Origin of the sequence: Actinoplanes regularis, assembly GCF_900188005.1 — a bacterium.
Lineage (GTDB): Bacteria > Actinomycetota > Actinomycetes > Mycobacteriales > Micromonosporaceae > Actinoplanes > Actinoplanes regularis.
Genome location: NZ_FZNR01000003.1, coordinates 313796 through 339211 on the forward strand (window position 1 = coordinate 313796; position 25416 = coordinate 339211).

Annotated in this window: 22 protein-coding genes; 15 read left to right on the top strand and 7 right to left on the bottom strand. The window is 69.3% G+C overall.

Going from position 1 to position 25416, the window contains the following annotated elements; genetic code table 11:
• Positions 1–174: 174 nt before the first annotated feature.
• On the top strand, positions 175–1017 hold the full coding sequence (locus tag CHC09_RS11055; RefSeq protein WP_089292930.1) for a response regulator transcription factor: 843 nt from the start codon (positions 175–177) through the stop codon (positions 1015–1017).
• Positions 1018–1295: 278 nt separating this feature from the next.
• On the opposite strand, the gene CHC09_RS11060 is transcribed toward CHC09_RS11055, so the two are convergent.
• Positions 1296–1691: a DUF5319 domain-containing protein gene (locus tag CHC09_RS11060; protein ID WP_089293195.1), complete on the bottom strand. Its 396-nt coding sequence runs from the start codon at positions 1689–1691 to the stop codon at positions 1296–1298.
• A 120-nt stretch (positions 1692–1811) separates the two neighbouring features.
• On the opposite strand from CHC09_RS11060, the gene guaB reads away from it, so the two are divergent.
• Complete coding sequence (guaB, locus tag CHC09_RS11065) at positions 1812–3299, top strand: IMP dehydrogenase (protein WP_089292931.1); 1488 nt, start codon at positions 1812–1814, stop codon at positions 3297–3299.
• Between the two features lie 53 nt (positions 3300–3352).
• A complete protein-coding gene (locus tag CHC09_RS11070; RefSeq protein WP_089292932.1) occupies positions 3353–4474 on the top strand; it encodes a GuaB3 family IMP dehydrogenase-related protein in 1122 nt (373 codons plus the stop codon).
• A 6-nt stretch (positions 4475–4480) separates the two neighbouring features.
• On the opposite strand, the gene CHC09_RS11075 is transcribed toward CHC09_RS11070, so the two are convergent.
• Both CHC09_RS11075 and CHC09_RS11080 read right to left on the bottom strand, forming a co-directional pair.
• Positions 4481–6004 (bottom strand): M1 family metallopeptidase, encoded by a 1524-nt coding sequence (locus CHC09_RS11075; protein ID WP_089292933.1) that lies wholly within the window; start codon positions 6002–6004, stop codon positions 4481–4483.
• A 27-nt stretch (positions 6005–6031) separates the two neighbouring features.
• A complete protein-coding gene (locus CHC09_RS11080; RefSeq protein WP_089292934.1) occupies positions 6032–7126 on the bottom strand; it encodes an LCP family protein in 1095 nt (364 codons plus the stop codon).
• Between the two features lie 230 nt (positions 7127–7356).
• On the opposite strand from CHC09_RS11080, the gene CHC09_RS11085 reads away from it, so the two are divergent.
• The 5 genes from CHC09_RS11085 to CHC09_RS11105 all read left to right on the top strand — a co-directional run bounded on the left by CHC09_RS11085 (position 7357) and on the right by CHC09_RS11105 (position 13816).
• On the top strand, positions 7357–9039 hold the full coding sequence (locus CHC09_RS11085; protein ID WP_179277035.1) for a S8 family serine peptidase: 1683 nt from the start codon (positions 7357–7359) through the stop codon (positions 9037–9039).
• An 83-nt stretch (positions 9040–9122) separates the two neighbouring features.
• Positions 9123–10670 (top strand): glutamine-hydrolyzing GMP synthase, encoded by a 1548-nt coding sequence (gene guaA, locus CHC09_RS11090; protein ID WP_089292936.1) that lies wholly within the window; start codon positions 9123–9125, stop codon positions 10668–10670.
• Between the two features lie 131 nt (positions 10671–10801).
• Entirely contained in the window at positions 10802–11749 is a 948-nt protein-coding gene (locus CHC09_RS11095; RefSeq protein WP_089292937.1) for an NUDIX hydrolase, read from the top strand.
• Between the two features lie 48 nt (positions 11750–11797).
• Positions 11798–12694 (top strand): NUDIX hydrolase, encoded by an 897-nt coding sequence (locus CHC09_RS11100; protein ID WP_239138355.1) that lies wholly within the window; start codon positions 11798–11800, stop codon positions 12692–12694.
• Positions 12695–12844: 150 nt separating this feature from the next.
• Positions 12845–13816 (top strand): CDP-alcohol phosphatidyltransferase family protein, encoded by a 972-nt coding sequence (locus tag CHC09_RS11105; RefSeq protein ID WP_373871908.1) that lies wholly within the window; start codon positions 12845–12847, stop codon positions 13814–13816.
• Positions 13817–13872: 56 nt separating this feature from the next.
• Here CHC09_RS11105 and CHC09_RS11110 read toward each other — a convergent pair whose 3' ends face one another.
• The 3 genes from CHC09_RS11110 to CHC09_RS11120 are packed head-to-tail and all read right to left on the bottom strand — an operon-like array spanning position 13873 to position 16931.
• Positions 13873–15117 carry a phosphatidylserine decarboxylase gene (locus CHC09_RS11110; RefSeq protein WP_089292940.1) on the bottom strand — a complete coding sequence of 415 codons (1245 nt, stop codon included), beginning with the start codon at positions 15115–15117 and terminating at the stop codon, positions 13873–13875.
• Positions 15118–15171: 54 nt separating this feature from the next.
• A complete protein-coding gene (locus CHC09_RS11115; RefSeq protein WP_089292941.1) occupies positions 15172–15522 on the bottom strand; it encodes a hypothetical protein in 351 nt (116 codons plus the stop codon).
• Positions 15519–16931 carry a PspC domain-containing protein gene (locus tag CHC09_RS11120; RefSeq protein ID WP_089292942.1) on the bottom strand — a complete coding sequence of 471 codons (1413 nt, stop codon included), beginning with the start codon at positions 16929–16931 and terminating at the stop codon, positions 15519–15521. The genes CHC09_RS11115 and CHC09_RS11120 overlap by 4 nt, the downstream gene beginning before the upstream one ends.
• A 133-nt stretch (positions 16932–17064) precedes the next feature.
• Here CHC09_RS11120 and CHC09_RS11125 point away from each other — a divergent pair, with 133 nt between their 5' ends.
• The 7 genes from CHC09_RS11125 to CHC09_RS11155 all read left to right on the top strand — a co-directional run bounded on the left by CHC09_RS11125 (position 17065) and on the right by CHC09_RS11155 (position 24908).
• Positions 17065–18327 carry an ATP-binding protein gene (locus CHC09_RS11125; RefSeq protein ID WP_275407871.1) on the top strand — a complete coding sequence of 421 codons (1263 nt, stop codon included), beginning with the start codon at positions 17065–17067 and terminating at the stop codon, positions 18325–18327.
• Complete coding sequence (locus CHC09_RS11130) at positions 18324–18989, top strand: response regulator (RefSeq protein ID WP_089292944.1); 666 nt, start codon at positions 18324–18326, stop codon at positions 18987–18989. Before CHC09_RS11125 ends, CHC09_RS11130 begins: the two co-directional genes overlap by 4 nt.
• 248 nt (positions 18990–19237) lie before the next feature.
• A complete protein-coding gene (locus tag CHC09_RS11135) occupies positions 19238–20875 on the top strand; it encodes a peptide ABC transporter substrate-binding protein (protein ID WP_089292945.1) in 1638 nt (545 codons plus the stop codon).
• Between the two features lie 133 nt (positions 20876–21008).
• Complete coding sequence (locus CHC09_RS11140; RefSeq protein WP_089292946.1) at positions 21009–21935, top strand: ABC transporter permease; 927 nt, start codon at positions 21009–21011, stop codon at positions 21933–21935.
• Positions 21928–22866, top strand: coding sequence for an ABC transporter permease (locus CHC09_RS11145; protein ID WP_089292947.1), 939 nt, complete (start codon positions 21928–21930; stop codon positions 22864–22866). Before CHC09_RS11140 ends, CHC09_RS11145 begins: the two co-directional genes overlap by 8 nt.
• A 25-nt stretch (positions 22867–22891) precedes the next feature.
• A complete protein-coding gene (locus tag CHC09_RS11150) occupies positions 22892–23908 on the top strand; it encodes an ABC transporter ATP-binding protein (protein ID WP_089292948.1) in 1017 nt (338 codons plus the stop codon).
• Positions 23901–24908 (top strand): ABC transporter ATP-binding protein, encoded by a 1008-nt coding sequence (locus CHC09_RS11155; protein WP_089292949.1) that lies wholly within the window; start codon positions 23901–23903, stop codon positions 24906–24908. The genes CHC09_RS11150 and CHC09_RS11155 overlap by 8 nt, the downstream gene beginning before the upstream one ends.
• A 72-nt stretch (positions 24909–24980) precedes the next feature.
• Here the strand turns inward: CHC09_RS11155 and CHC09_RS11160 are convergent, their stop codons facing one another.
• Positions 24981–25349 (bottom strand): chorismate mutase, encoded by a 369-nt coding sequence (locus tag CHC09_RS11160; protein WP_179277036.1) that lies wholly within the window; start codon positions 25347–25349, stop codon positions 24981–24983.
• Positions 25350–25416 lie beyond the last annotated feature (67 nt).

A 25416-nucleotide genomic window follows, 5' to 3' on the forward strand; every position in this document is an offset into this window, starting at 1 on the left:
GCTTCCCGCCGGTGTACCCCCGCAAATGGGGGCTCACACGCAACATGTCGATGTCTCTGTGGGCGATGTGGCAAAGAGGTGGCAAGTCATACGTTTCTTTCCCGTTTTTTCCATCTAAAGCGCGTAATGCTGCGGCCCTCGCGTGATCTCCTCTGAGAGAGAAGGAGGATCACTGTGCGTACCGTCCTCGTGTGCGTCCGAACCCCGCTGGCGGCCCAGACCGTCGCGTCCACCGCGGCCCGGCTCGGTATGACCGGCGTCGTCCGGACCGCCGTCAGCGAGACCGAGGCCATGATCCGACTGGCGGAACGGCCGGCCGAAGTCGTATTGGCCGACACCGCCGTGACCCGACCCGACAGCGTCGGTTTCACCCGGCGCGTACTCGCCCGAGCCCCGCAGGCCCAACTGGTGCTCTTCGGGGCCGAAGATCCTCGGGTGGCGGCGGCGGCCGTCGCCGCCGGTGCCCGAGGCGTGATCCGTGGCGTGGAGCACGACCTGGTCAGTGTCGTCGCCAAGGCGTTGCTCCTGCTGCTGTTGCCGGTCCGCCCGCAGGGCATGCCGATCAACAGCGCGAACGCCCAGCCGGCCGCGGTGGCCGGCGGGATGCGCAACAGCAACTCACCGGCCACCCGTGGGCAGTACCGCGACGGGATGGCCATGGGCGCGCCGAACGCGGCGGCGGTCCCGGCCATGTTGCCGAACTCGCCGATGGTTCCGGTGCAGCGCGGTGACGCGCCGATCGACCCGGCGACCGGCCGGCCGATGGTCGCCTGGCCCGGCAACGAGAACGGGCTGGGCGACGCGGCGCCGACCGGCCGGCGGCTCACGCTCACCGAACGGGAATTGCAGGTCCTGCGCGGAATGGCCGACGGAAAGAGCAACGCCGAGATCGGCCGCGAACTCTTCGTCTCCGAGGACACCGTGAAGACGCACGCCCGCCGGCTGTTCCGCAAGCTCGGCGCCCGCGACCGAGCACACGCGGTCGCCGCCGGCTTCCGCGCCGGCCTGGTCGCCTAAGGAGAGGTTCTCGGGCGGGGCCTGATCGCCCAGGAGAGATCAGCCGGGGGCGGGTCGCTTCGACATATCAGCCGGGGGCAGCATCACTGCTCCCGGCTGGTTCCGCGAACAGAGCCGGCGCGAGGCAGGCGGTCGGGTCTGTGCCAAGACCTTTTCCAGGTACGACCTACGCCGCCCGTGGCCAGCCCTTTCGGGCCACGTCCCGGGCAGATCCCGCGCGTCGTCGTCGCGGTGCGGGGCCGCCGCGCGCTACCGGATCCAGCGTGCGGCGCCCGACCTCACTCGTCGTCGGAGCCCTCGGTCAGGGTGTCGTGGACGCCGTCGGCGTAACCCCGCGCGTACTCCCACGTGACGTAGTGATCCGGGTCGGGGTCGTAGGCCGGCTCGTGCACGCGCGGCCGGCCGTTGCTCAACAGGTGCCGCAGGTTGCCCCGGAGCAGGTCCCAGTCGAAGTAGTGCGGCTCGTGGCAGTCCTCGCACTCGATGACCAGTCCGCGGATCCCGGTCGGGCTCAGCAGTGCCTGGTAGATCTCCAGGTCGGAGAGGTCCTCCAAGACGTCATGCCGCTCATCCTCGGTCAGCGGTTCGTTCTCGGCGTCCTCGTTGAGGTCGTCGAGTTCCGCGGCCGGGTCGGCGGGGTCGCCGTTGAACGGGTCGATCGGCTCTTCTTGCACCCCCATACCGTACTCACCTCCCGGGCGGGTGTGCTGGCCCGCACGTTCTGTCCGCCGCCCGGGTGCCCCCCTCCGGGATGGGTAGGATGATGAACTCCGCCTCTTCTCTAGGGATGATCTGTGGATTCTGACAGCGCTCGTACCGTTCCCCTCGGTCTGACCTTCGACGACGTGCTGCTGCAGCCGGGTGAGTCGGACGTCGTGCCCAGCCGGGTCAATACCGTCACGCGGCTGACCCGAAACGTCGAGCTGTCCATCCCGTTGCTGTCGGCCGGCATGGACACCGTCACCGAGGCGCGGATGGCGATCGCGATGGCCCGCCAGGGCGGTATCGGTGTGCTGCACCGCAACCTCTCGATGGAGGACCAGGCGGCCCAGGTCGACCTGGTGAAGCGGTCCGAGTCCGGCATGATCACCAATCCGGTGACCTGCGGCCCCGACGACACCCTGCGCCAGGTCGACGCGCTCTGCGCGCGCTACCGCATCTCCGGCGCCCCGGTGGTGGACGCCGAGGGCGTGCTGGTCGGCATCGTCACCAACCGGGACATGCGGTTCGTCAGCGACCTGGACGCCAAGGTCCGCGACGTGATGACCAAGACGCCGCTGATCACCGCGCCGGTCGGGGTCAGCAAGGACGAGGCGCTGGCGCTGCTCGCCAAGCACAAGGTGGAGAAGCTGCCGCTGGTCGACGCGGCCGGCCACCTGCGCGGCCTGATCACGGTCAAGGACTTCACCAAGTCCGAGCAGTTCCCGAACTCGGCGAAGGACCCGCAGGGCCGCCTGCGGGTGGCCGCGGCGGTCGGCGTCGGCGACGACTCCTACAAGCGGGCCCGCCTCCTGGTCGACGCCGGCGTCGACGTGGTGATCGTCGACACCGCGCACGGCCACCAGCGCGCGGTGCTGGAGATGGTCGCCCGCCTGAAGAAGGACGTCCCGATCGACATCGTGGGCGGCAACGTCGCGACCTACGCCGGGGCCAAGGCCCTGGTCGAGGCCGGTGCCGACGCGGTCAAGGTGGGTGTCGGCCCGGGCGCCATCTGCACCACCCGGATCGTCGCGGGTGTGGGGGTGCCGCAGATCACCGCGATCATGGAGGCCAACCGGGCCTGCGCGCCGGCCGGTGTCCCGGTGATCGGCGACGGCGGCATCCAGTACAGCGGTGACATCGCCAAGGCGATCGTGGCCGGCGCCAGCACGGTGATGCTCGGCAGCCTGCTGGCCGGCTCGGAGGAGAGCCCCGGCGAGCTGATCTTCATGAACGGGAAGCAGTTCAAGTCGTACCGGGGAATGGGCTCGCTGGGCGCGATGCAGTCACGCGGTCAGGCCAAGTCGTACTCCAAGGACCGGTATTTCCAGCAGGATGTGAACGAGGACAAGTTGGTACCCGAGGGCGTCGAGGGTCAGGTGCCCTATCGTGGTCCTCTGTCCAGGGTGGCGCACCAGCTGATCGGCGGGCTGCGCGCGGCCATGGGCTACGTGGGTGCTGAGACCATCCCCGATCTTCAGGAGCGGGGACAGCTCATCCGGATCACGGCGGCCGGGCTCAAGGAGAGTCACCCGCACGACATCCAGATGACGGTCGAGGCCCCCAACTACCACTCCCGGTAGGCCCTCGAACCACCCCACCCACCGCCTCAAGAAGGACTGAAGGCACCCTCATCATGCGCGACGTAGTGGAGATCGGCCTCGGCAAGACCGCCCAGCGTGGGTACCACCTGGACGACATCGCGATCGTGCCGAGCCGTCGGACCCGGGACGTGGACGACGTCTCGACCGAGTGGAAGCTCGACGCGTACCCGTTCAAGATCCCCTGCGTAGCGCACCCGTCGGACGCCACGATGAGCCCGGAGTCGGCGATCGCCCTGGGCCGCCTCGGCGGCCTCGGCGTGCTCAACGCCGAGGGTCTCTGGACCAGGTACGAGGACCCCACCAAGATCCTCGAAGAGCTGGCCTCGCTGGACGAGGACGCGGAGGCCACCAAGCTCCTGCAGGAGGCGTACTCCGCGCCGATCAAGCCGGAGCTCATCGGCGAGCGGGTCCGTGAGATGCGCGAGGGCGGCGTCACCGTGGCCGTCCGGGTGTCGCCGCAGCACACCCTGGCGCTCGCCCCGGTGATCCTCGACGCCGGCGTGGACCTGCTGGTCATCCAGGGCACCTTGGTCTCGGCCGAGCACGTCTCCACCACCGACGAGCCGCTGAACCTGAAGGAGTTCATCGCCGACCTGGACCTGCCGGTCATCGTCGGTGGCTGCACCGACTACAAGACCGCCCTGCACCTGATGCGGACCGGCGCCGCCGGCGTGATCGTCGGGGTGGGCGCGGACGAGTGGTCGACCACCGACACCGTGCTCGGCATCCGGGTCCCGATGGCGACCGCGATCGCGGACGCCGCCGCGGCCCGCCGGGACTACCTGGACGAGACCGGTGGGCGCTACGTCCACCTGATCGCCGACGGCGGCATCGCCACCTCCGGCGACATCGCCAAGGCGATCGGCTGCGGCGCGGACGCGGTGATGCTCGGCGAGCCGCTCTCGCTCGCCGAGGGTGCGCCCGCGGGTGGGGCCTGGTGGCACTCGTCGGCCAGCCACCCGGCGCTGCCGCGCGGCGGTTTCTGCATCGCCGGCGAGCCGGACGGGAGCCTGGAGCAGCTGCTCTACGGCCCCGCCGACCGCCCGGACGGCCAGCTCAACCTGTTCGGCGGCCTGCGCCGGGCGATGGCCAAGTGCGGGTACCGCGACGTCAAGGAGTTCCAGAAGGTCGCGCTGGTGCTGGACCGCCCCTGACGGGGCTCACTCCGTCGCACCCAGCGGCGAACGCCTTGCCACCGGTGAGGAAGCCGGCGAATGATCGCCGGCTCCCTCACCGGAAGTGTCTTGCGGGTCGTTCCGGTTCACCGGGGGCCGGGTCGTTCCGTTCAGCCAGGCCGCGAAGAAGCCGTCCAGATTCTTTCCGGAGATCTTCTCGGCGGCGGCGATGAACTGCGCGGTGTCGACGTTGCCGTTCCGGTGTTCGCTGGTCCAGGTCTTCAGCAGGCGGAAGAACGCGTCGTCGCCGATCGCCTTGCGCAGGGCGTGCACGACCATCCCGCCACGCTGGTAGACCGCGTCGCCGAAGATCCGCGCCGCGCCGGGATCGCCCGGCGTGTTCTTCCAGTCGAACGACGCGTACGCCTTGTCGAAGAGCTCCTGTGCCGTCTGCTTGCCGCTCTGCTCCGACCAGAGCCATTCGGCGTACGTCGCGAACCCCTCGTTGAGCCAGATGTCCTGCCACCGGCTGAGCGACACGCTGTCCCCGAACCACTGGTGCGCGATCTCGTGCGCGACCACCCCTTCGTTCGGCTCGGCGCCGGTGAAGAAGGGGGCGCCGTAGACCGGGCGGGACTGGTTCTCCAGGGCGTACCCGATCCGGTCGTCGGTGACCACCACGCCGCCGTTCGCGTCGAACGGGTACGGCCCGAAGATGCTCGCCAGGTAGTCGGTGATCTCCCCGGTCCTGGCCAGCGACCGCGCGGCCGGGCTGGTCGCCGGCATGGAGTCGGGCACCGCGATGATCATCGGCTTCCCGTCGTGGGTGCTCGTGGTGATCCGGTACTGCCCGATCACCACGGTGGAGAGGTAGCTGGCCATCGGGGAGCTCTCGGTCCACCGCCAGGTGGTCCAGCCGTCCTGGCTCCGGCGCGGCCCGGGCACTCCGTTGCTGATCGCTTCGAGCCCGTCCGGCACGGTCATCGCGAGGGTGAAGGTGGCCTTGTCGGACGGGTGGTCGTTGACCGGGTACCAGGTGCTGGCCGACTCCGGCTGGCCGAGCGCGATGCCGCCGTCCCCGGTGCGGATCCAGCCCCCGTTACCCAGCGACTTGTTCTCCAGCTGGTCCGGGGTGCCGCCGTACTCGACGACGACGGTGAACTTCCGCCCGTTCGGGATCCCCGCCGCAGGGGTGACGATCAGCTCGTTCCCGGTGGCCCGGCTCGTCGCGGCGGCGCCGTCCACAGTGACCTTGGAAGCCTTCAGGTGTGCCAGGTCGAAGTCGAAGCGGGACAGGTCCTGGGTCGCGGTCGCGGTGATCGTCGCGCGGCCGCCCAGCTTCCCGGTCTTCGGGTCGTACCGCAGGTCGAGGTCGTAGCCGGCCACGTCGTACCCGCCGTTGCCGTACTTCGGGAAGTACGGGTCGCCGGCCCCGTCCGCACCGGGCCGAAAATGCGGCGCGGTGATGGGGGACGGCGATGGGGGTGGTGCGGGCCGGTTCCTCGTACACCCGCCGGCGACGAGCAGCACGGTCAGCGTGGCAGCCAGCAGGGAACCCCGTCGTCTCATACTCCGAGGTTACGGCCGAAAGGCCGGTCAGCCCTTGCTGACGAGTTTCGGGTGCGCCTTCAGGTATGCGGCGATCTTGCCGGTCGCCACGGCCTTGAGGAAGCCGCGGGCCTCCGAGTTGAGCTGTTCGCCGAGGTAGCCGCTGCCGCTGCCGACCCCGCCACCCTCCAGCTGGACCGAGGTGATGTTCGCCGGGGTCAGGTCACGCAGGGCGTACGCGTACTCCGCCGGCTGCCGTCCGCCCAGGGTGACCAGGGACTTACCCAGCGCCGTGATGACCGCCGCCAGCTTGGCCGGATCGCTGAGCTGCTGGCTCAGCGCCTTGTCCAGGATCGCCTTGACCAGGGTCCGCTGGTGCAGCTGCCGGTCGTAGTCGCCGTTCGGCAGGCCGTAGCGCTGGCGCGCGTAGTCGATCGCCTGCCAGCCCACCAGGTGCCGCTTGCCGGGCAGGTAGACCGCCTGCGGTCCGATGTAGTCGTGGCCGACCAGCTTGCGCAGCTTCCCATTCGGCTGGCGGTGCCGCGACTTCACCTTCCGGTCCACCGTGATGTCGATCCCACCGAGCTCGTCGACCAGCTGGTCCAAACCGCCGAAGTTGAGGATCGCCCCGGCCTGGATGGTCTTGATGCCGGTGTAGTTGCTGATCGTCTTGGTGAGCAGCTCGTAACCGTTCGCGATGTTCTTGGTGCTCTTGCCCGGCACGCGTGAGCCGTAGGCCATCGCCTCGGTGATCTTGTGTTTGCCGCCGGGGAAGCCGGACTTCTTGAACGCCGGGACCTGCACCCGCAGGTCGCGGGGGAGCGAGTAGAGGTACGCGGACTTCAGGCCGGGCTCGACGTGCAGCAACATGATCGCGTCGGCGTGCGGCTCCCAGTCCGGCACGTTGATCCGAGTGTCCACTCCGGCCAGCAGCAGGTCCAGTGGGCCGGTGATGTCGGCGCCGGGGGAGGGCGCCGGCGATGGTGACGCGGAAGGGCTGGGGGCCGACTCCGTCACGCGTGTGGACGGTGCCGCGTCGTTGTTGCTGGAGCTCCGATTGACGGCCACCGCCACGCCGACTCCGGCGAGCGCGGCGACAACCACCCCGGTGACCACGGCCCACGTGATCTTGCTGTTCCGCATAGGCGGAACCCTAGATGACGCGGCCAAGCGCGCTCAACGCCATAGATCCCGCTGTCCGAAAGGGGGATTACGAAATGGATGATCGCCAGTACGCTAGCCGGGCGATTTGCCATTTCACGGCATCGCCTACGGGGAGGCAATCACATATGAACCGTACAGCCCGGCGGTTGACCGTCGGACTCCTCTCTGCTGCCCTGATTACGGCCACCGGTGCTGTCACCAGCCCGGCCGTGGCAGCGGACTCCCTACCGGTTCGGCTCCTGGTCGGGCTCAAGCCCGGCTTCGACGCCAAGGCCGGCATGTCCACTTTGGACAAGCTGGGCTTGCGTGGTGCCGAAGCGAACGGTCAGAAGCGCAACGGGCTCCTGGCCGAGCTCGGGGTGAAGTCCCTGAGCGTTCCGAAGAGCCGGGTCAGCTCCGTCCTCGCCGCGCTGCGGCAGGACTCCTCGGTCGCGTACGTGGAAGTTGACCAGAAGCGTCACACGTCCGCGGTCACCCCCAACGACCCGGTGTACACAGGGGGTCTCCAGAAGGAACTGGGCCGGATCAAGGTGCCCACCGCCTGGCAGACCACCACCGGCTCGGACGTGACCGTCGCGGTCATCGACACCGGCGTCGCCGCGGTCGGTGACCTGGCAGGCAAGGTGCTGCCGAACGGTTACGACTACGTCAACGGCGACAACGACCCCACCGACGACGCCGAGTTCCCGCACGGCACGGTGGTGTCCTCGCTGATCGCCGCCAACACCGACAACGGTGCGGGCATGGCGGGTGTCTGCTGGCAGTGCAAGATCCTGCCGATCAAGGTGCTGGACGCGACCGGCTCGGGCTGGGACACGGACATCGCCCAGGGCATCCTCTACGCGGCCCGCAACGGCGCGTCGATCATCAACCTGTCGCTGGGTGGCCCCGGCTACAGCAAGGTCCTGGCGGGCGCGGTGGCTTACGCGAACGCCAAGGGTGTCCTGGTGGTGGCCGCGGCCGGTAACGACGGCAGCAGCATCAAGTCGTACCCGGCGGCGTTCCCGGACGTGCTGGCGGTCGGTGGCACCGACACCAGCAAGCCCGGCGACTCCCGGGTCTGGTTCTCGAACTACGGCAGCTGGGTGGACGTGTCCGCCCCGGCGATCACGGTCGGCATGTTCAGCGACGGTTCGTACCAGACCGACCTGCAGGGCACGTCGTTCGCCACCCCGCTGGTCGTGGGTACCGCCGCGCTGGTCAAGTCGGCCCACCCGGAGTACAGCGGGTGGAGCCTGGGCAGTGCCATCGTCCGATCCGCCACCCCGGCGGTGAAGAAGTGGAACAACTACGGCCTGATCGACGCCGCCAAGGCGCTGACCTTCGGCACCGACACCACGCCGCCCACCGTCGCCCGGGCCCTCCCGGCCCAGAACACCGCGGTGCGCGGCACGGTCACGATCACGCCGTACGGTCTCAAGGACGCCGGTAGCGGGGTCCGGCTCGTGGAGCTCTACGTCAACGGCGCGTTCCACAGCTGGTCGTACACGGGTCCGGCGTTCGCGCCGAAGCTGAACACCGCGGCGTTCAGCGGCCCGATCTCGCTGCGGCTGAAGGTGACCGACAAGGCCGGCAACGTGACCTGGTCCGGTTACCGGAACCTGATCGTGGACAACGCCAAGCCGGTGTTCGCGGTCACCAGCTGGCCGAAGGACAAGGCCAAGGTCAAGGGCACCATCACGATCAAGGCCAACGCCACCGACGCGATCAGCGGCGTTTCCAAGGTCGTGGTTCTGGTGAACGGCAAGGTTGTGGCGACCGACACCCGGGCCTCCTGGGTCCTGGCGGTCAACAGTGCCAAGCAGCCCAAGACCATGAAGGTCCAGGTCCGGGCGTACGACAAGGCGGGTAACTACGCGTACTCCGCGACCCGTACGTACACCCACTCCTGACGCACGACGATCACGAGGGGTCGCCGAGGTATCGGCGGCCCCTCGTTTCGTTCCCGGCCGGGACACGCCGGTAAACTCGCCGGGTGAGCACCCCGCGTCCCGTCCTCGTCGTCGATTTCGGCGCCCAGTACGCCCAGCTGATCGCCCGCCGGGTCCGTGAGGCCCGTGTCTACTCGGAGATCGTCCCGCACTCGATGCCGGTGGCCGAGATGCTGGCGAAGAACCCCGCCGCGATCATCCTCTCCGGCGGCCCATCCAGCGTCTACGAGCCGGGCGCGCCCTCGCTCGACCCGAGCCTGTTCGACAGCGACGTGCCGGTCTTCGGCATCTGCTACGGCTTCCAGGCGATGGCCAGGGCGCTCGGCGGCACCGTCGAGCAGACCGGCTCCCGGGAATATGGGCGCACCCTGCTGACCGCGCAGGGTGGTTCCCTGCTCCGCGACCTGCCGGACGACCTGCCGGTCTGGATGAGCCACGGCGACAGTGTGTCGGTCGCCCCGTCCGGTTTCATGGTCACCGCGTCCACCCCGGGCGCCCCGGTCGCCGCCTTCGAGGACCTCGCCGCCAAGCGGGCCGGCGTGCAGTTCCACCCCGAGGTGGCGCACACCGAGCAGGGCCAGGAGATGCTCAAGCGCTTCCTGTACGACATCGCCGGTCTCGAGCCCACCTGGACGCCCGGCAACATCATCGAGGACCAGGTCGCCGCGATCCGTGCGCAGGTCGGCGACAAGCAGGTGCTCTGCGCGCTCTCCGGGGGCGTCGACTCGGCGGTCGCCGCGGCGCTCGTCCAGAAGGCCATCGGTGACCAGCTCACCTGTGTCTTCGTCGACCACGGGCTGCTGCGCGCCGGCGAGGCCGAGCAGGTCGAGAAGGACTACGTGGCCTCCACCGGGGTCCGGCTGGTCGTCGTCGACGCGGAGGAGCAGTTCCTCGGCCACCTGAAGGACGTCACCGACCCGGAGCAGAAGCGCAAGATCATCGGGCGTGAGTTCATCCGGACGTTCGAGGCCGCGGCCCGCGACCTGGATGCCGAGCGGCACATCGAGTTCCTGGTCCAGGGCACCCTGTACCCGGACGTGGTGGAGTCCGGCGGCGGCACCGGCACCGCGAACATCAAGTCGCACCACAACGTCGGCGGCCTCCCCGACGACCTGCAGTTCGCGCTGATCGAGCCGCTGCGTACGCTCTTCAAGGACGAGGTGCGCGCGATCGGCAAGGAGCTCGGCCTGCCCGACGAGATCGTCCAGCGGCACCCGTTCCCGGGTCCCGGTCTGGCCATCCGGATCATCGGCGCGGTGGACCGGGAGCGCTTGGACATCCTGCGCCATGCCGACCTGATCGCCCGCGAGGAGCTCACCGCGGCGGGTCTGGACCGGGGTGTCTGGCAGTTCCCGGTGGTGCTGCTGGCCGACGTGCGCAGTGTCGGCGTGCAGGGCGACGGACGCACCTACGGACACCCGGTGGTGCTGCGGCCGGTCTCCTCCGAGGACGCCATGACCGCCGACTGGTCGCGTCTGCCCTACGACCTGATCGCCAAGATCTCGAACCGGATCACGAACGAGGTTCGGGAGATCAACAGGGTCGTGCTGGACGTCACGAGCAAGCCGCCGGGCACCATCGAGTGGGAGTGACGCCCAGTAGTGGATCAATCGCCCAGGGCGGTTAAATCTGCCCTGAGCTGCGGTTACGCAGCGCGATTCAACTGTCAGGAACCCGACAATCGTCCCGGATAGGTAAGAAAATCCGGGCAGAATGCCGCTTCGTGACCCCCGCACTGGAACCGCTCCGCAGGATCGCCGCCTACGCCGTCGCGACCGACGGCGAAGGCCGCGTCCTCCTGGTCCGGGCCTCGGCCAAATCCGGTACTCCCGGCGTCTGGTCGCTGCCCGGCGGCGCCGTCGACCACGGCGAAGATCCCAATCACACCGTCGTCCGCGAGACCGCGGCGGAGACCGGGCTCTCCGTCGCCGTCAGCGGGCTGCGTGACGTCCTGGCCGACATGCGCTCGCTGCCGCACCGAGGCGTCACCATCCACACCGACCGGCTGATCTACAGCGTGTCGGTGCGCGGTGGCAATCTGATCGACCGGGTCGGCCACTCCACCGACCTGGCGCGCTGGTACACGCTCGAGGAGGCCGAGCAGCTGAAGCTGCGGCCGTTCGCCGCGGCCGCGCTCGGGCTCAGCGCGGCCTCCGCCGACCTGAGACCCGACTCGGCGCCGGACTTCCCGTCGTTCTACGCCTACGAGGGGCCGGACGGGTTGCATCGGGCCCAGCGCTTCGCGGCGTACGCGATCGCCACCGACCCGTACGAGAATCTGCTCCTGACCCGGATCTCTCCGGGGTATCCCGGAGAGGGCTGCTGGCACCTGCCCGGCGGCGGTACCGACTACGGCGAACAGCCCGGCACGGCGCTGATCCGCGAGCTGGTCGAGGAGACCGGCCAGGCGGGCCGCCTGATCGAGTTGCTCGGGGTGGCCAGCCATCGCGATGCCGCCTCGCTCGGCCCGGAGGGTTATCCGATCGACTGGCACGGCGTCCGGGCGTTCTACCGGGTCGTGGTGGACCAGCCGACCGAGGTGACCATCCACGACGTCGGGGGCTCCACCTCCGAGGCCCGGTGGATGCCGCTCAGGGACGTCGCCGCGCTCGGTGCCGACCAGCTCACCGAGGTCACGGCCGACGCCCTGCGGGCGGCGAAGCTAATCTAGGTCCGGCTTCGCGGTCGCGCGAGGCGCGACCGCGAGACGGGACCGAGCCTGATGAAGATCAGAAGGGTGGCGGCGTACGGCGTGTGCCGTACCGCTGACGGCAGTGTCCTGCTCACCCGCGGGTCGGAGCTCAGCGCCTTCCCCGGTGCCTGGTCGCTGCCCGGCGGTGGCGTGGAGCACGGCGAGCACCCGGCCGACGCGGTCGTCCGGGAGCTCGCCGAGGAGACCGGCCTGGTCGTCACCGTCACCGGGGTGCGAGCCGTGGTCGCCGACGTGGTCGCGCTGCCGGACGGGCCGTTGGAGCACACCGACCGGATCCTCTACGACGTCACGGTCACCGGTGGTGAGCTGCGCCCCGAGGTCGGCGGCACGAGCGACCTGGCCGAGTGGGTGACGCCGGCCGCGACGGCCGGGCTGCCGCTGCTGCAGTTCACGGCGCGGGCGCTCGGTGTGCGGTCCACGGCGCCGGACGAGGAGACGCCGCTGAGCGACGAGCCGGTGCACCGGTCCGACCGGGTGCAGCGGTTCGGGGCGTACGGGCTGGTCACCGACCCGGCCGGGCGGATCCTGCTGGCCCGGATCACGCGGGGTTACCCCGGCGGCGGCCGCTGGCACCTGCCCGGCGGTGGCACCGACTTCGGGGAGACGCCGGAGCGGGGCCTGCTCCGGGAGCTGTTTGAGGAGACCTCGCAGCGGGGCCGGATCGCCGGCCTGCTCACCGTCGGGCACCGGTACGACCCGGCCACCCTCGGCCCCGAGGGCGTCCCGATGGACTGGCACGTGATCCGGGTGGTGTATCGCACAGAAGTGGATGAACCGGTCATTGCCGCCGTTACCGAGGTGGCCGGTGGGTCCACCGACCGGGCGTCCTGGTTCACCCCCGGTGAGGTGGCGGAACTGCCCCTCACAGAGCTGGCCCAGGAGGCTCTGGCCCAGGCGGGCTAAAATCGTCGTACGGAAGATGGAGAGCGCCCGTTGCACAGCGCAACTGAACGGCCTCTCGCCAAGGCCGCCTCGCTGTGCGATGGTGTAACCCGCAATTTCGCCGGGCTTCAAGGACGACGCCGGTGACCACGAACTCCATGGAGGAACCACGTGCCGAGTACCCCTTGGCGCCGGCGTCGATCGACGGATAGTCCCCGTCCCGCTGGACGCCGTTGGGCAGGTCGCTTGCGTCATGGCGGGACTCTCGCCCGGCAAGCTCTATTGGTTCGGGTGGGTCGCCGGAACACCGAGACGAGCCGGGCCGCCACCGCGGTCCGTGCCGAGGTGCTGTACACCGGGCCGGAGCCGGCGCTGAGCCACATCATTCCCACCCCCGGAGTTCCGCTGAACGCGTCTGCCCCCTTCCAAGAGGAGCAGGTGCCGACGACCATCCCCCTGCTTCCCGGTGAGCACACCATGGCACGCCGGGCGCGTTTCGCGCTGGTCAACGCCTGCACTCTGGCCAGTCTCGGGCTCGGCCTGCTGGCCATCTTCCTGGCCATGGAGGGTGAGCCCAAGGCCGCGGCCGGCTGCCTGGTCGCCTGCGTCGTCTTCGACGGCCTGGACGGTGCGCTGGCCCGCAAGCTCGGTGTCGCCAGCCCGTTCGGCGCGCAGATGGACTCGCTCGCCGACATGAGCTCGTTCGGCCTGGCCGCCCCGGTCGTGGTCTACGCCTCGCTGGTGGCGCACCAGGTGCCGCACGCGGCCGCCGCGCTCGCCTGCGCCCTGGTCGCCGGCTGCGCCGCGATCCGGCTGGCCCGCTTCAACGTCTCGCCGAAGGACGGCCGCTTCTTCTGCGGTGTCCCGACCACGATGGCCGCGGCGGTGCTCGCCCTCGCCGTGCTGATCGACCTGCCGCTGCCCGGCATGGTGGTCCTGGCCGGGGTCGCGTTGCTGGCCTTCGCGATGGTCTCCAGCTTCCCGTACGCGAAGCTTGCCCGCATCCTGCGGCTTCCGCCGTGGCTCTGGCTGCTGCCGGTGGTCGGCGCGCTGGTGCTGGAGCCGCAGATGATGTTCGTGCTGGTCGTCGCGACGTACCTGGTCAGCGGCCCGATCCTCTGGGTCCGCGCCAAGCGCGCCTGACCTTTCGAAAAAGGCCGCCTCCGATCAGGAGGCGGCCTTTTTCGTTACCCGGAGATCTACTTCCAGCGGGCGATGACCGTGGCGCCGCCGACCACTCGCTCGTCGACGCTCACCAGGGCTTCGGCCTTGTCGGCCGGCAGGTACACGTCGGTGCGGGAGCCGAACCGGATCAGGCCGAACCGCTCACCCTTGGCGATCAGGGTGCCGGCCGGCGTGCGCTGCACGATGCGGCGGGCGATCAGGCCGGTCCGCTGGGCCACCACGACCGTGCCGTGCTCGGTGTCCAGGACCGTGTAGGCGGCGACGTTGTGCTCCGCGGCGGCGGTCGCCGCGTTGGCGTAACCGCCCTCTTCGACGAAGTAGTCGGCGACCCGGCCGGCCACCGGCGCGCGGTTGACGTGCACGTCGAAGACGGACAGGAAGACCGCGATGCGGAGGAACTCGCCCGGCCCGAACCGGTCGTCGCGCATCCGCTCGATCGAGAGCACCTTGCCGTCGGCGGCCGCGACCACGGCGGACGGGTCGCCGGGCACGTCGCGCTCCGGGTCGCGGAAGAACGCCGCGACCGGGACGGCGGCCAGCGCCGGGAGCAGCCAGAGCTTGGACTTGGGCCGGGCCCGGCGGGCCAGGGCGGCCAGGCCGAGCGCGATGCCGGCGGCGGCGACGCCGTTCGAGTCGATGTGCATGGTCCGGGTCAGCGGGACGCTGGACGTCCGGAATGCCGGGGCCAGGGTCGACGCGGCGGCCACGGCGGCCTGGGTGAATCGCAGCTTGTGCACCCGCAGCGGCGGCTGGTTGCGGAGGACCAGGTCGGAACCGACCCCGAAGAGCGAGCCCTGCCGGAACAGCTCGGCCGCGGCGCCCGCGGTCCGGCCCGGGCCGGCCGGGGTGGCGACGGTGAGCACGGCGCCCTCGTTCAGGTACTTCGCGAGCTTGTCGAGCAGGCCGCGGGTCTCCTCGGCGGTGCCGGTCAGCGGCTCGCCGACGATGACGACGTCGGCCGGCTGCGCCTCGTCCAGCGACTCGAGGATCTTCACTCGGTCGGCCACCCAGCTGCCGAGGCCGGTGATGTGGCCCCGGAGCAGGTCGGAGCTGCTGTACTCGCCGGCGACGAGGACCAGGGTGTCTCCCGGCAGCAGCGCCTCGACGGCGGCGGCCACCACGGCGGAGGCGTGGTCGGCGCCGATCAGCAGGGCGGTGGTGGCCTCGTTCTGCCGGGCGAACTCAGCGGTCAGGGCACGAGCGGCCCGGGCTCCGACGGCCGGAACGGGTGTGGCGGACACGGCGGGAAACTGGGTCATTCCGCGAGCATATTGCCCCGCCCACGGGGGTTGGCCCGTGGGCGGGGCATCACGCTATTTCTCGGCTTCGGGTTCGGTCCGCTTCTGCTCGGACTCGAAGCGCGTCGCCGGGTCGTCCAGCAGCTCCTGAACGATCGAGGCGTGCATCTCCGGCGGCAGGTCGCCCGGCGTGGTCTCGACCCGGGCCGAGGCTGCGACAGGGGCCGCTACCGGCTGCTCCCGGCGTCCGGAACTGATCGCTCCGAGCAGGCCGACCGCGCCGAACAGGATCAGACCCCCGGCGACCGTCCAGCCCAGTGCGGGCAGGTGCAGGGTGACCACCTGGGAGACCGCCCACCAGCCCGCGATCACGAGGAAGAGCAGGCCGAAGGTGAGCGAGACCGCATCCGTCCGGTGGGGTTTCATCGGATCACCTCCAGGTTTCCGGTGTCCAGGGTCAGGTCGAGCTGGAGCTTGCCGCCACCGGCGCCGTCCGGGCCGAGGTTGGTGACCGACTGTGAATCCGCGGCGGAGCCGTTGTACACCTGGCCGAAGGCCACGGCCCGGCCGCCGACCCGGATCTGCGCGGTGGTGTCCACCTGGTCCGGCAGCAGTACCCGCAGCTGGCCGACCTTCATGTTCACCACGGTGGTCTGGTCGGCGCCGGTGAAGTCGACGCCGCGCAGGTCCAGGGTGACGTTGCCGAGGGTGAAGTCGTAGGAGTCGGCGACCTCGGCGAGGGTGGCCGGACGGTAGACGCTGTTTCGGAATTCGCTGCCCCACCGCTCGGTGCCGGTGGAGATCAGAAGACCGATTGTGGTCATGATCGCCAGGAAGATCAGCCCGCGGGCCCGGCCGAACCAGGCGCCGACCACCAGGCCGAGCCCGATCGTCACCAGAGCGGCCGCGAAGTACGCGGAGACGGCGACGTCGAGGCCGGCCATGTCCAGCGCGGCCAGCACGCCCATCACCACGATGATCATGAAGAAGGTCAGCCGTCCGAGGATCGAACGCTCCTTCGGCGGCTTGGGCGGTTTCGGGGGCCTCGGCGGAACGGGCGGGATCGGCGGGTGACCACCGGAGCTCGCGAACGGCCCGTGCGGCGCGAACGGCGGCCGGTAACCGGACTCGGCCGGCGGCGTCCAGCGCGGCGGCTCGTACGGCGGTGGGGCCGGCGGCGTCACCGGTTCACCGGCCGGTGCGGCCGTGGCCGGCTGCGCGAACGCGACCGTGGGCTGCTCGGGCGGCGTCGCCGGGCCGGGAGGTGGCGCGGCGTGCGGCGGAAACGTCCCGGCGGGAGCGCCCCGCTTGATCAGCAGGAACGCGCCGACCAGCAGCGCGGCCGCGAGCATGCTGGCCCGGGCGCCGTTGCCGACGATGAAGGAGAAGGTCAGCAGCGCGCCGCCGCCGAGCAGCACCACCGACAGCGGCGTCATGCTGGACCGCCCCTTGCCGAGCAGCGACTCCACCGGCGACGCGGTGTCCCCCTCGGACGGGATGATCAGCCAGCCGATCAGGTAGAACAGCACGCCCGCTCCGCCCAGCACACCGAGCACGGCGAGCAGCACCCGCCAGAGCACCGGGTCGGTGTTGGTGGCCCGGGCCAGCGCGCCGCACACACCGGCGATGTACCGGCCCTGTCGCGGGCGGACCAGCTGCTGACGGGCGAAGGCGGCCTGCGCGGCCGACAGCCAGGGCGGCACGTTCGAGCCCGGCGGGGGCGGCGGGGGCGGCGGGGGCGGCGGGGGCGGGGGAGGTGGCGCGGAGGCGGAAGGTGCCGGCCCGCCCTCAGGACCGGTACCCGGGGTACGGGGTTCGGCAGCTTCGTCGTTCATGCCTTCGATCCTGCTTCCCGACCGGCCCGAGCCGCCTCAGGAAGTGACCCTGAGGCCACCCTGAGATCCAGGGCCGCCGGTACCCGGGAAGTTACCCGTGGTCTGGGCCCGCCGCACGTGTGACGATCGAAGGGTGACCACAACCGCAGTGCCGCCGCAACCGCGCCGGCTCTACCGTCCCCGCGACCAACGGATCGTGGCCGGCGTCGCCTCCGGGCTGGCGCGGCACCTCGGTGTGCCGGTGCTCGCGGTGCGTATCAGCCTGGTGGTCCTGCTCGGCTTCAACGCGCTCGGCCTGCTGCTCTACGCGGCGTACTGGGCGGTGCTGCCGCAGGAGGCGCGTAACGACCAGGAGCCGCCCAGCCGCGATCTCGCCGCGCTGTTGCCGTTCGCCGCGATCGGCCTCGGCGTGATCATGCTCCAGGCGCTGGTCTTCCAGGACCAGGTGGCGACGACGGTGGGCTGGATGATCGCGGTGGTGGCGGTCGGTGCCGGGGTGATCTGGCACCAGTCCGACCCGAGCCGCCGCGAGCAGTGGTCCGATCCGAACGCGCCATCCGGCTGGATGGCCGCGATCGTCGGCGAGACCGACCGGCGCTCGTTCATGCTCCGCTTCGTCGGCGGCGGCATCCTGGTCGCCATCGGGGTCATCGGCGCGGTCGCGGTGTACGCGCCGGCCGAGTCGCTCGGCTCGGTGCTGAACGGCGTGATCTTCGCGCTGGTCGGCCTGCTCGGCGTCGGCGTGGTGGTCGCGCCGCTGGTCTGGCGCACCTTCGGCCAGCTGCGCGCCGAGCGTGAGGGGCGGATCCGGGAGCAGGAGCGGGCCGAGGTGGCCGCGATGATCCACGACCAGGTGCTGCACACGCTGGCCCTGATCCAGCGCAACTCGGCGGACATCAAAGAGGTGCAGCGGCTGGCCCGTGGTCAGGAGCGCAGCCTGCGCAACTGGCTCTACAAACCCACCGCCTCGCCGACCGAGCGGTTCGCGGCGGCGCTGGAGCAGGCCGCGGCCGAGGTCGAGGACACCTATGCGATCGAGGTGGAGACCGTGGTGGTCGGTGACACCCAGTGCGACGAGCGGGTCGCGGCGCTGGTCGCCGCCGCGCGCGAGGCGCTGGTCAACGCCGCCCGGCACGCCGGAGTGCAGACCGTCTCGCTCTACGCCGAGGTGGAGCAGGACGAGCTGAGCGTTTTCGTCCGCGATCGCGGTGCCGGTTTCGAGTTGAGTGGTGTAGCCGAGACACGGCACGGGGTCCGTGGTTCGATCATCGGGCGCATGCAGCGCCACGGCGGGCGCGCGGAGATCCGCAGCGCCACCGGTAACGGTACGGAGGTACGCCTCACGCTTCCCGTCTCCCGGGAGAGTGTGGCCGCCGGTAAGGAGTCAGCACGATGACCGAGCCCGTGACGCAGTCGGCCGGCCGGCTGACCGTCTTCCTGGTGGACGACCACGCGATGTTCCGCGCCGGCGTGCGCGCCGAGCTGGGCCGCCATGTCGAAGTCGTCGGCGAGGCCAGCACGGTGGCCGAGGCGGTGACCCGGATCGGCGCGATCCAGCCGGACGTGGTGCTGCTCGACGTGCACATGCCGGATGGCGGTGGCCGGGCGGTGCTGGAGGCGATCCGGCGTACCCACCCGCAGGTCCGTTTCCTCGCGCTCTCCGTCTCGGACGCGGCCGAGGACGTGATCGGCCTGATCCGGGCCGGTGCCCGGGGCTACGTCACCAAGACGATCTCGCCGGACGAGCTGGCCGCCGCGGTGCGCCGGGTGGCCGACGGCGACGCGGTGTTCAGCCCGCGGCTGGCCGGTTTCGTGCTGGACGCGTTCGCCTCCCGGCCGGACGTGCCGGTCGCGGACCCGGAGCTGGATCAGCTCACCAACCGGGAGCGAGAGGTGCTGCGGCTGCTCGCGCGGGGCTACGCGTACAAGGAAATCGCCAAAGAACTGTACATCTCGATCAAGACGGTCGAAACGCATGTGTCCAATGTGCTGCGAAAACTCCAGATGAGTAACCGTTACGAGCTGTCACGCTGGGCCGCGGACCGCCGGCTCGTCTGAGCTCGCGCCGACCCGGGCATCGCTGAAGATCGCACTAACGGCTGCGCTCGGTGTACGTTTAGCCACTGCGGGGAGTACTAGCAGCTCAGTCCCGTTGCCTCAGCCGTAACAGTGATCTTCGCGCGTTCGTACGGACGTAAACGGCTAATATCGGCTTGATAACGGCTCTCTTTGGTTTCAGTGCCTCTGTGTCACAGTGGCAGCTACTCACACAACCCCTCGTGAGCGCCCTTGAAGGAGACACTCCCATGCCTGGGAAAGCCCCATGGAAGATGGCGGCCGGTGCGACCGCCATCGCCTTGTTGGCCGCTGGTTGCGGTGGTGGCGGGTCTGAGGACTCGGCCGCTACTTCGAACACGGTCGTGATCGGTATCGGCGAGCCGCAGCACCTCATCCCGACCAACGCCACCGAGTCGAACGGCTCCGAGGTTCTGTCCTCGCTGTTCTACCCGCTGGTCGACTTCGACGCTGAGAACAAGCCCGTCGTCGTCGCGGCCGAGTCGATCACGCCGGACTCGAAGAACACCGTCTGGACCGTCAAGCTGAAGCCCGGCTTTACGTTCAGTAACGGTGAGCCGGTCACCTCGGAGAACTACATCAACGCCTGGAACTATGGCGCCTACGGCCCGAACGGCCAGGGTGCGTCGTACTTCTTCGAGAAGATCAAGGGCTACGCGGACCTGCAGTCCAAGGACCCGGACGGCGAAGAGGGCCCGAAGAAGGCTCCGGATCCCAAGGCGAAGACCCTTGAGGGCCTGAAGAAGGTCGACGACGCGACCTTCACCATCACGCTCTCCGCGCCGTTCGCCGGCTGGGAGTCCGTCATGGGCTACACCGCGTTCTACCCGCTGCCGAAGGCCGCCTGGAAGTCCGAGGGCGTCATCGCCGAGGGCTTCGAGGACGCGATCATCGGCAACGGCCCCTTCAAGATCAAGGGCAAGTGGGAGCACGACTCCCAGATCGTCGTGGAGAAGGTCGCCGACTTCAAGGGCGAGGCTCCGAAGGTCGACGGCGTGACCTGGAAGATCTACCAGGACCAGCAGGCGGAGTACGCCGACCTGGTGGCGGGCAACGTCGACGTGCAGACCCAGATCCCGATCGAGAGCCTGGGCAAGGCCTCCGCCGACCTGGGTGACCGGTTCAAGAAGAGCCCGAACTCCACCTTCCAGTTCGTCGGCTTCCCGACGTTCCAGAAGGAGTACCAGGACGTCCGCGTCCGCAAGGCGATCTCGATGGCGATCAACCGCCAGGAGATCACCGACCAGATCTTCCTGGGTTCGCAGTCGCCGGCGACCTCGTTCGTCTCCCCGGTCGTCGCCGGTTACCGCCCCGACACCTGTGGCGCGAACTGCGTGTACAACCCGTCCGAGGCCAAGAAGCTGTACACCGAGGCCAACGGTCCGAAGGAAATCAAGATCACGTACAACGTCGACGGCAACCACAAGGCGTGGGTCGACGCGACGTGCAACCAGATCAAGGCTGCCCTCGGCATCAACTGCGTCGGCGGCGAGGAGCCGAAGTTCGCGGACCTGCTGAGCAAGGTCGAGAAGAAGCAGCCGGTCGGCCTCATCCGCCTCGGCTGGATCATGGACTACCCGCTGATGGAGAACTACCTCGGCCCGCTGTACAGCACCGACGGTTCCTCCAACTACTACGGGTACAGCAACCCGACCTTCGACAACCTGGTCAAGGAAGGTTCTGCTGCGGCGACCGAGGACGAGGCCATCAAGAAGTGGCAGGCGGCCGAGGACATCCTCGCCCAGGAGATGCCGGTCATCCCGCTGCGTAACGGCCAGAACGTCTACGGCTACTCGACGAAGGTCAACAACGTGACGGTCGACCTGTTCCAGAAGGTCAACCTCTACAAGATCGAAGTTGTCGGCTGATCTGATTTACCTGCTCGACCGGTGGTGGCGTCACGGAGAATATGAAACCGTGGCGCCACCGCTGTGTTACCCCAACCTCATCGTCGCCGTGCTCACGAGGCCGGCGCTCTTCCGCGGAAGAGGCTAAACCCGTATGTTCCGCTACATTGTGCGGCGCTTACTGCAGATGGTGCTCACCTTCTTCGGTGCCACCTTCATGCTGTTCGCGCTGGTGTTCGCCAACCAGAAGGACCCTATCCAGGCGCTGGTCGGCGAACGTCCCGTATCCGAGAGTCAGCGCATCGCGCTGACCGAGCGGTACCACCTGGATGAAGGCTTCTTCATGCAGTACTGGTACTACATGAAGGGCCTGTTCACCGGCGACTTCGGCACCTCGATGACCGGCCGCAAGAACTGGGAGATGATGGCCGACGCGTGGCCGGTCACCCTGCGGCTGGCGCTCATCGCGATCGTCATCGCCGCGACCTTCTCCGTGACCATGGGCGTCTACTCCGCGCTCAAGCGGGGCGGCGTCTTCGACAACGTGTCGCTGTTCATCACGCTGGTGCTGCTTGCCATGCCGATCGTGGTCATCGCGCCCTTGTTCCAGTTGATCTTCGGCATTGAGCTGGGCTGGTTCCCCCCTACCGCAACACGCGACGCGACCGTCTGGCAACTGCTTTTGCCAGCGATCGTGCTGGCCTGCATCGTGATCGCACCAGAGATGCGGGTGACGAGGACGGCGGTGGTGGAAAACCTCCGCGCCGACTACGTACGCACCGCGCGGGCCAAGGGTCTGACCCGGACGCGCGTCATCTGGGTGCACGTGCTGCGCAACTCGCTGATCCCGGTGGTCACGCTGATCGGTGTCGACCTGGGCGGCCTGATGGCCGGCGCCATCGTCACCGAGCACGTCTTCAATATTCCCGGCGTCGGTTTCAACCTGGCCAGGGCCATCAAAACCGAGGATGGTCCGCTCGTGGTCGGGTTCGTGAGCATCCTGGTGATCCTGTTCCTGTTCATCAACCTGCTCGTCGACCTGCTCTACGCCGCCCTCGACCCCAGGATCCGCTATGAGTGACTTGAACACCGTGACCACTGCCGAGGCGCCCGGCGGTCAGCCGAACGTTCCGCGCAGCCCGGTCAAGAAGGACAAGCCGCGCAGCCTCGCCGGCGATGCCTGGGCCGATCTGCGCAAGCGGAAGATCTTCTGGGTCTCGGTCGTGATGGTCGCGATCGTCCTGGTGATGGCGGCTTGGCCGACGCTGTTCACCACGGCCGACCCAGGTGCCTGCGCGCTGTCGAACCAGTACAAGGGTCCGACCGGCGCGGCGTTGTTCGGCTTCGACTACCAGGGCTGCGACATCTACGCCAAGGTCATCCATGGCGCCCGGAACTCGATCGTCGTGGGTGTGCTCTCCACCGCGCTGGCCGGCGTCATCGGCCTGTTCTTCGGGCTCGCCGCCGGTTACTTCGGCGGCTGGCTGGACGCCTTCCTGTCCCGGTTCGTCGACATCATGCTGGGTGTGCCGTTCCTGCTGGCCGGCATCGTGCTCTCCAACCGGCTCTCGTCGGACCCGAAGAGTGACGGCATCTTCGCGGTGACCCTCACCCTGGGCCTGCTGAGCTGGACGTCCGGTGCCCGGGTGATGCGTTCCGCGGTGATCTCGGCCAAGAACCAGGACTACGTCGCGGCGGCTCGGATGCTGGGATCCAAGCCGTCCCGGCTCATCTTCCGGCACATCGTGCCGAACTCCATCGCGTCGTACGTCGTCCTGCTGACGCTGCTTCTGGGCATCAACATCGCCAGCGAGGCGACCCTGTCGTTCCTCGGCGTCGGCCTCAAGAACAACGCCATCAGCTGGGGCATCATGATCTCCGAGGGCACGCAGTTCGCCCGGACCGAGCCGTGGCCGCTCGTCTGGCCGGCGCTCTTCCTCGGCGTGACGGTGCTCGCCTTCATCATGCTCGGCGACGCCGTGCGCGACGCCTTCGACCCGAAGTTGCGGTGACCCTGTGACTGATATCAAGGCGCAAATGGATGTCCTACCGGGCATCGACCCGCGCGCACCCCTGCTCGAAGTGAGCGACCTGCACGTCGAGTTCCGTACCCAGTACGGTGTGGCCAAGGCCATCAACGGCGCCAACTTCTGGCTCTCCGCGGGCGAGACGCTGGCGATCCTGGGCGAGTCCGGCTGTGGCAAGTCGGTCACCGCGCAAGCGATCATGGGCATCCTGGACACCCCGCCGGGCTATGTCACACAGGGCCAGATCAAGTACCGCGGTGTCGACCTGCTGAAGCTGTCGGAGAACGAGCGGCGCAAGGTCCGGGCCAACCGGATCGCGATGATCTTCCAGGACGCGCTCTCCGCGCTGAACCCGGTCTACACGGTCGGTTTCCAGCTCGGTGAGGTGTTCCGCAAACACCGCGGAATGTCCCGGAGCGCTGCCAAGCAGCGCGCGATCGAGTTGCTCGACCAGGTCAAGATTCCGGCCGCCCGGACCCGGGTCGACGACTACCCGCACCAGTTCTCGGGTGGTATGCGGCAGCGCGTCATGATCGCTATGGCGCTGGCGCTCGACCCCGAGGTGCTGATCGCCGACGAGCCCACCACGGCGCTCGACGTCACGGTGCAGGCGCAGATCATGGGTCTGCTCGCCGACCTGCAGCGGGAACGCAACATGGGCCTTATCCTGATCACGCACGACATGGGCGTGGTCGCCGACGTGGCCGACCGGATCTCGGTGATGTACGCGGGCCGGGTCGTCGAGGAGGCGCCGGTCTACGACATCTACTCGCGTCCGGCCCACCCGTACACCCGGGCCCTGCTCGAGTCGATTCCCCGGCTCGACATGAAGGGGCAGCAGCTCAGCGTCATTCGCGGCCTGCCGCCGGTACTGACCGACGTCCCGAAGGGCTGTGCCTTCAACCCGCGGTGCGCGTACGCACGGGACGCCTGCCGGCAGGACCCGGCACCGCCGGTCTACCAGGTGTCGCAGCAGCCGCACCGTACCGCCCGCTGCCACTTCTTCCGGGAGGTCATCGGTGAGTGACGTCGTCCTCGAGGCCAAGGGTCTGGTCAAGCACTTCCCGATCACCCAGGGCATCGTCTTCAAGAGCAAGGTCGGCGCTGTCCGGGCGGTCGACGGAGTCGACCTGCACCTGCGCCGTGGCGAGACGCTGGGCGTGGTCGGCGAGTCCGGCTGCGGCAAGTCGACCCTGGCCAAGCTGCTGGTCGGCCTGGAGACGCCGACCTCCGGCTCGATCAACGTCCGTGGCGAGGACATGGTCCGGCTGAAGGGTGCCGCGCTGCGGCGGGCCCGTCGCAACATCCAGATGGTGTTGCAGGACCCGTACACGTCGCTGAACCCCCGGATGACGGTCGGCGACATCATCGGCGAGCCGTTCCAGATCCACCCCGAGGTGGTCCCGAAGAACGGCCGGCAGCGTGCCGTGCAGGACCTGCTGGACACGGTCGGTCTCAACCCCGACCACATCAACCGGTACCCGCACCAGTTCTCCGGCGGTCAGCGCCAGCGCATCGGCATCGCCCGCGCGCTCGCGCTCAAGCCCGAGATCATCGTCTGTGACGAGCCGGTGTCGGCGCTCGACGTGTCCATCCAGGCCCAGGTGATCAACCTGCTGGAGCGGCTGCAGAACGAGTTCGGCCTGTCGTACATCTTCATCGCGCACGACCTCTCGGTGGTCCGGCACATCTCCGACCGGGTCGCCGTGATGTACCTCGGCAAGGTCATCGAGACCGGTCACGATCACGCGATCTACGACCAGCCGACGCACCCGTACACCCAGGCGCTGCTCTCCGCCGTGCCGGTCCCGGACCCGCGCCTGCGCGGTCACCGCGACCAGATCGTCCTGGAGGGCGACGTCCCGTCGCCGGCCAACCCGCCGTCGGGTTGCCGCTTCCGCACCCGGTGCTGGAAGGCCACGCAGCTCTGTGCCGAGCAGGAGCCCCTGCTGCAGGTCCGCGAGCGTTCCCCGCACCCCAGCGCGTGCCACTACGCGGAGATCCGCGACGTCGTGCACCGTCGCTGAGCAACGAACAGCACAGGCCGGGCCGGATCACTCCGTCCCGGCCTGTGCTGTTTCCGAGGCGTCGTCCGCCGATTACAGCGGGCCGCGGCCGGAGCGCAGCAGGAGCAGGGCGACCTGGGTGCCGTCGGGGCCCAGAGCGGTGCGGAAGCGCTCGACGATCTCGCGCTCGCGGGCCAGGACCAGGCGGGTGCCGCCGGAGGCCATGCGGGTCTTGCCGACCTCCCGGGAGAGCCGGGATCGTTCCAGCCAGAGGTCGATGATCGCCTGATCGATCTCGTCGATCCGCTCGCGCATGCCGCGGATCTCGCTGGCGGCCAGGGGCTTGCCCGCGCCGGTGTAGTTGTCGGTCCCGGTGGACTCGTCCGGCGTGGCGGCCGCGGGGGAACCGGTGGTCGGAGACTTGTCGGCGTCGGTGGACTGGGCCATCACGTCGGCGGTCATGTTGTGCTCCTCGGGTGCTGGCGCCCCGGACAGGCCGGCCCGGGAAGCAGACAAGCCCCGGGCTGGG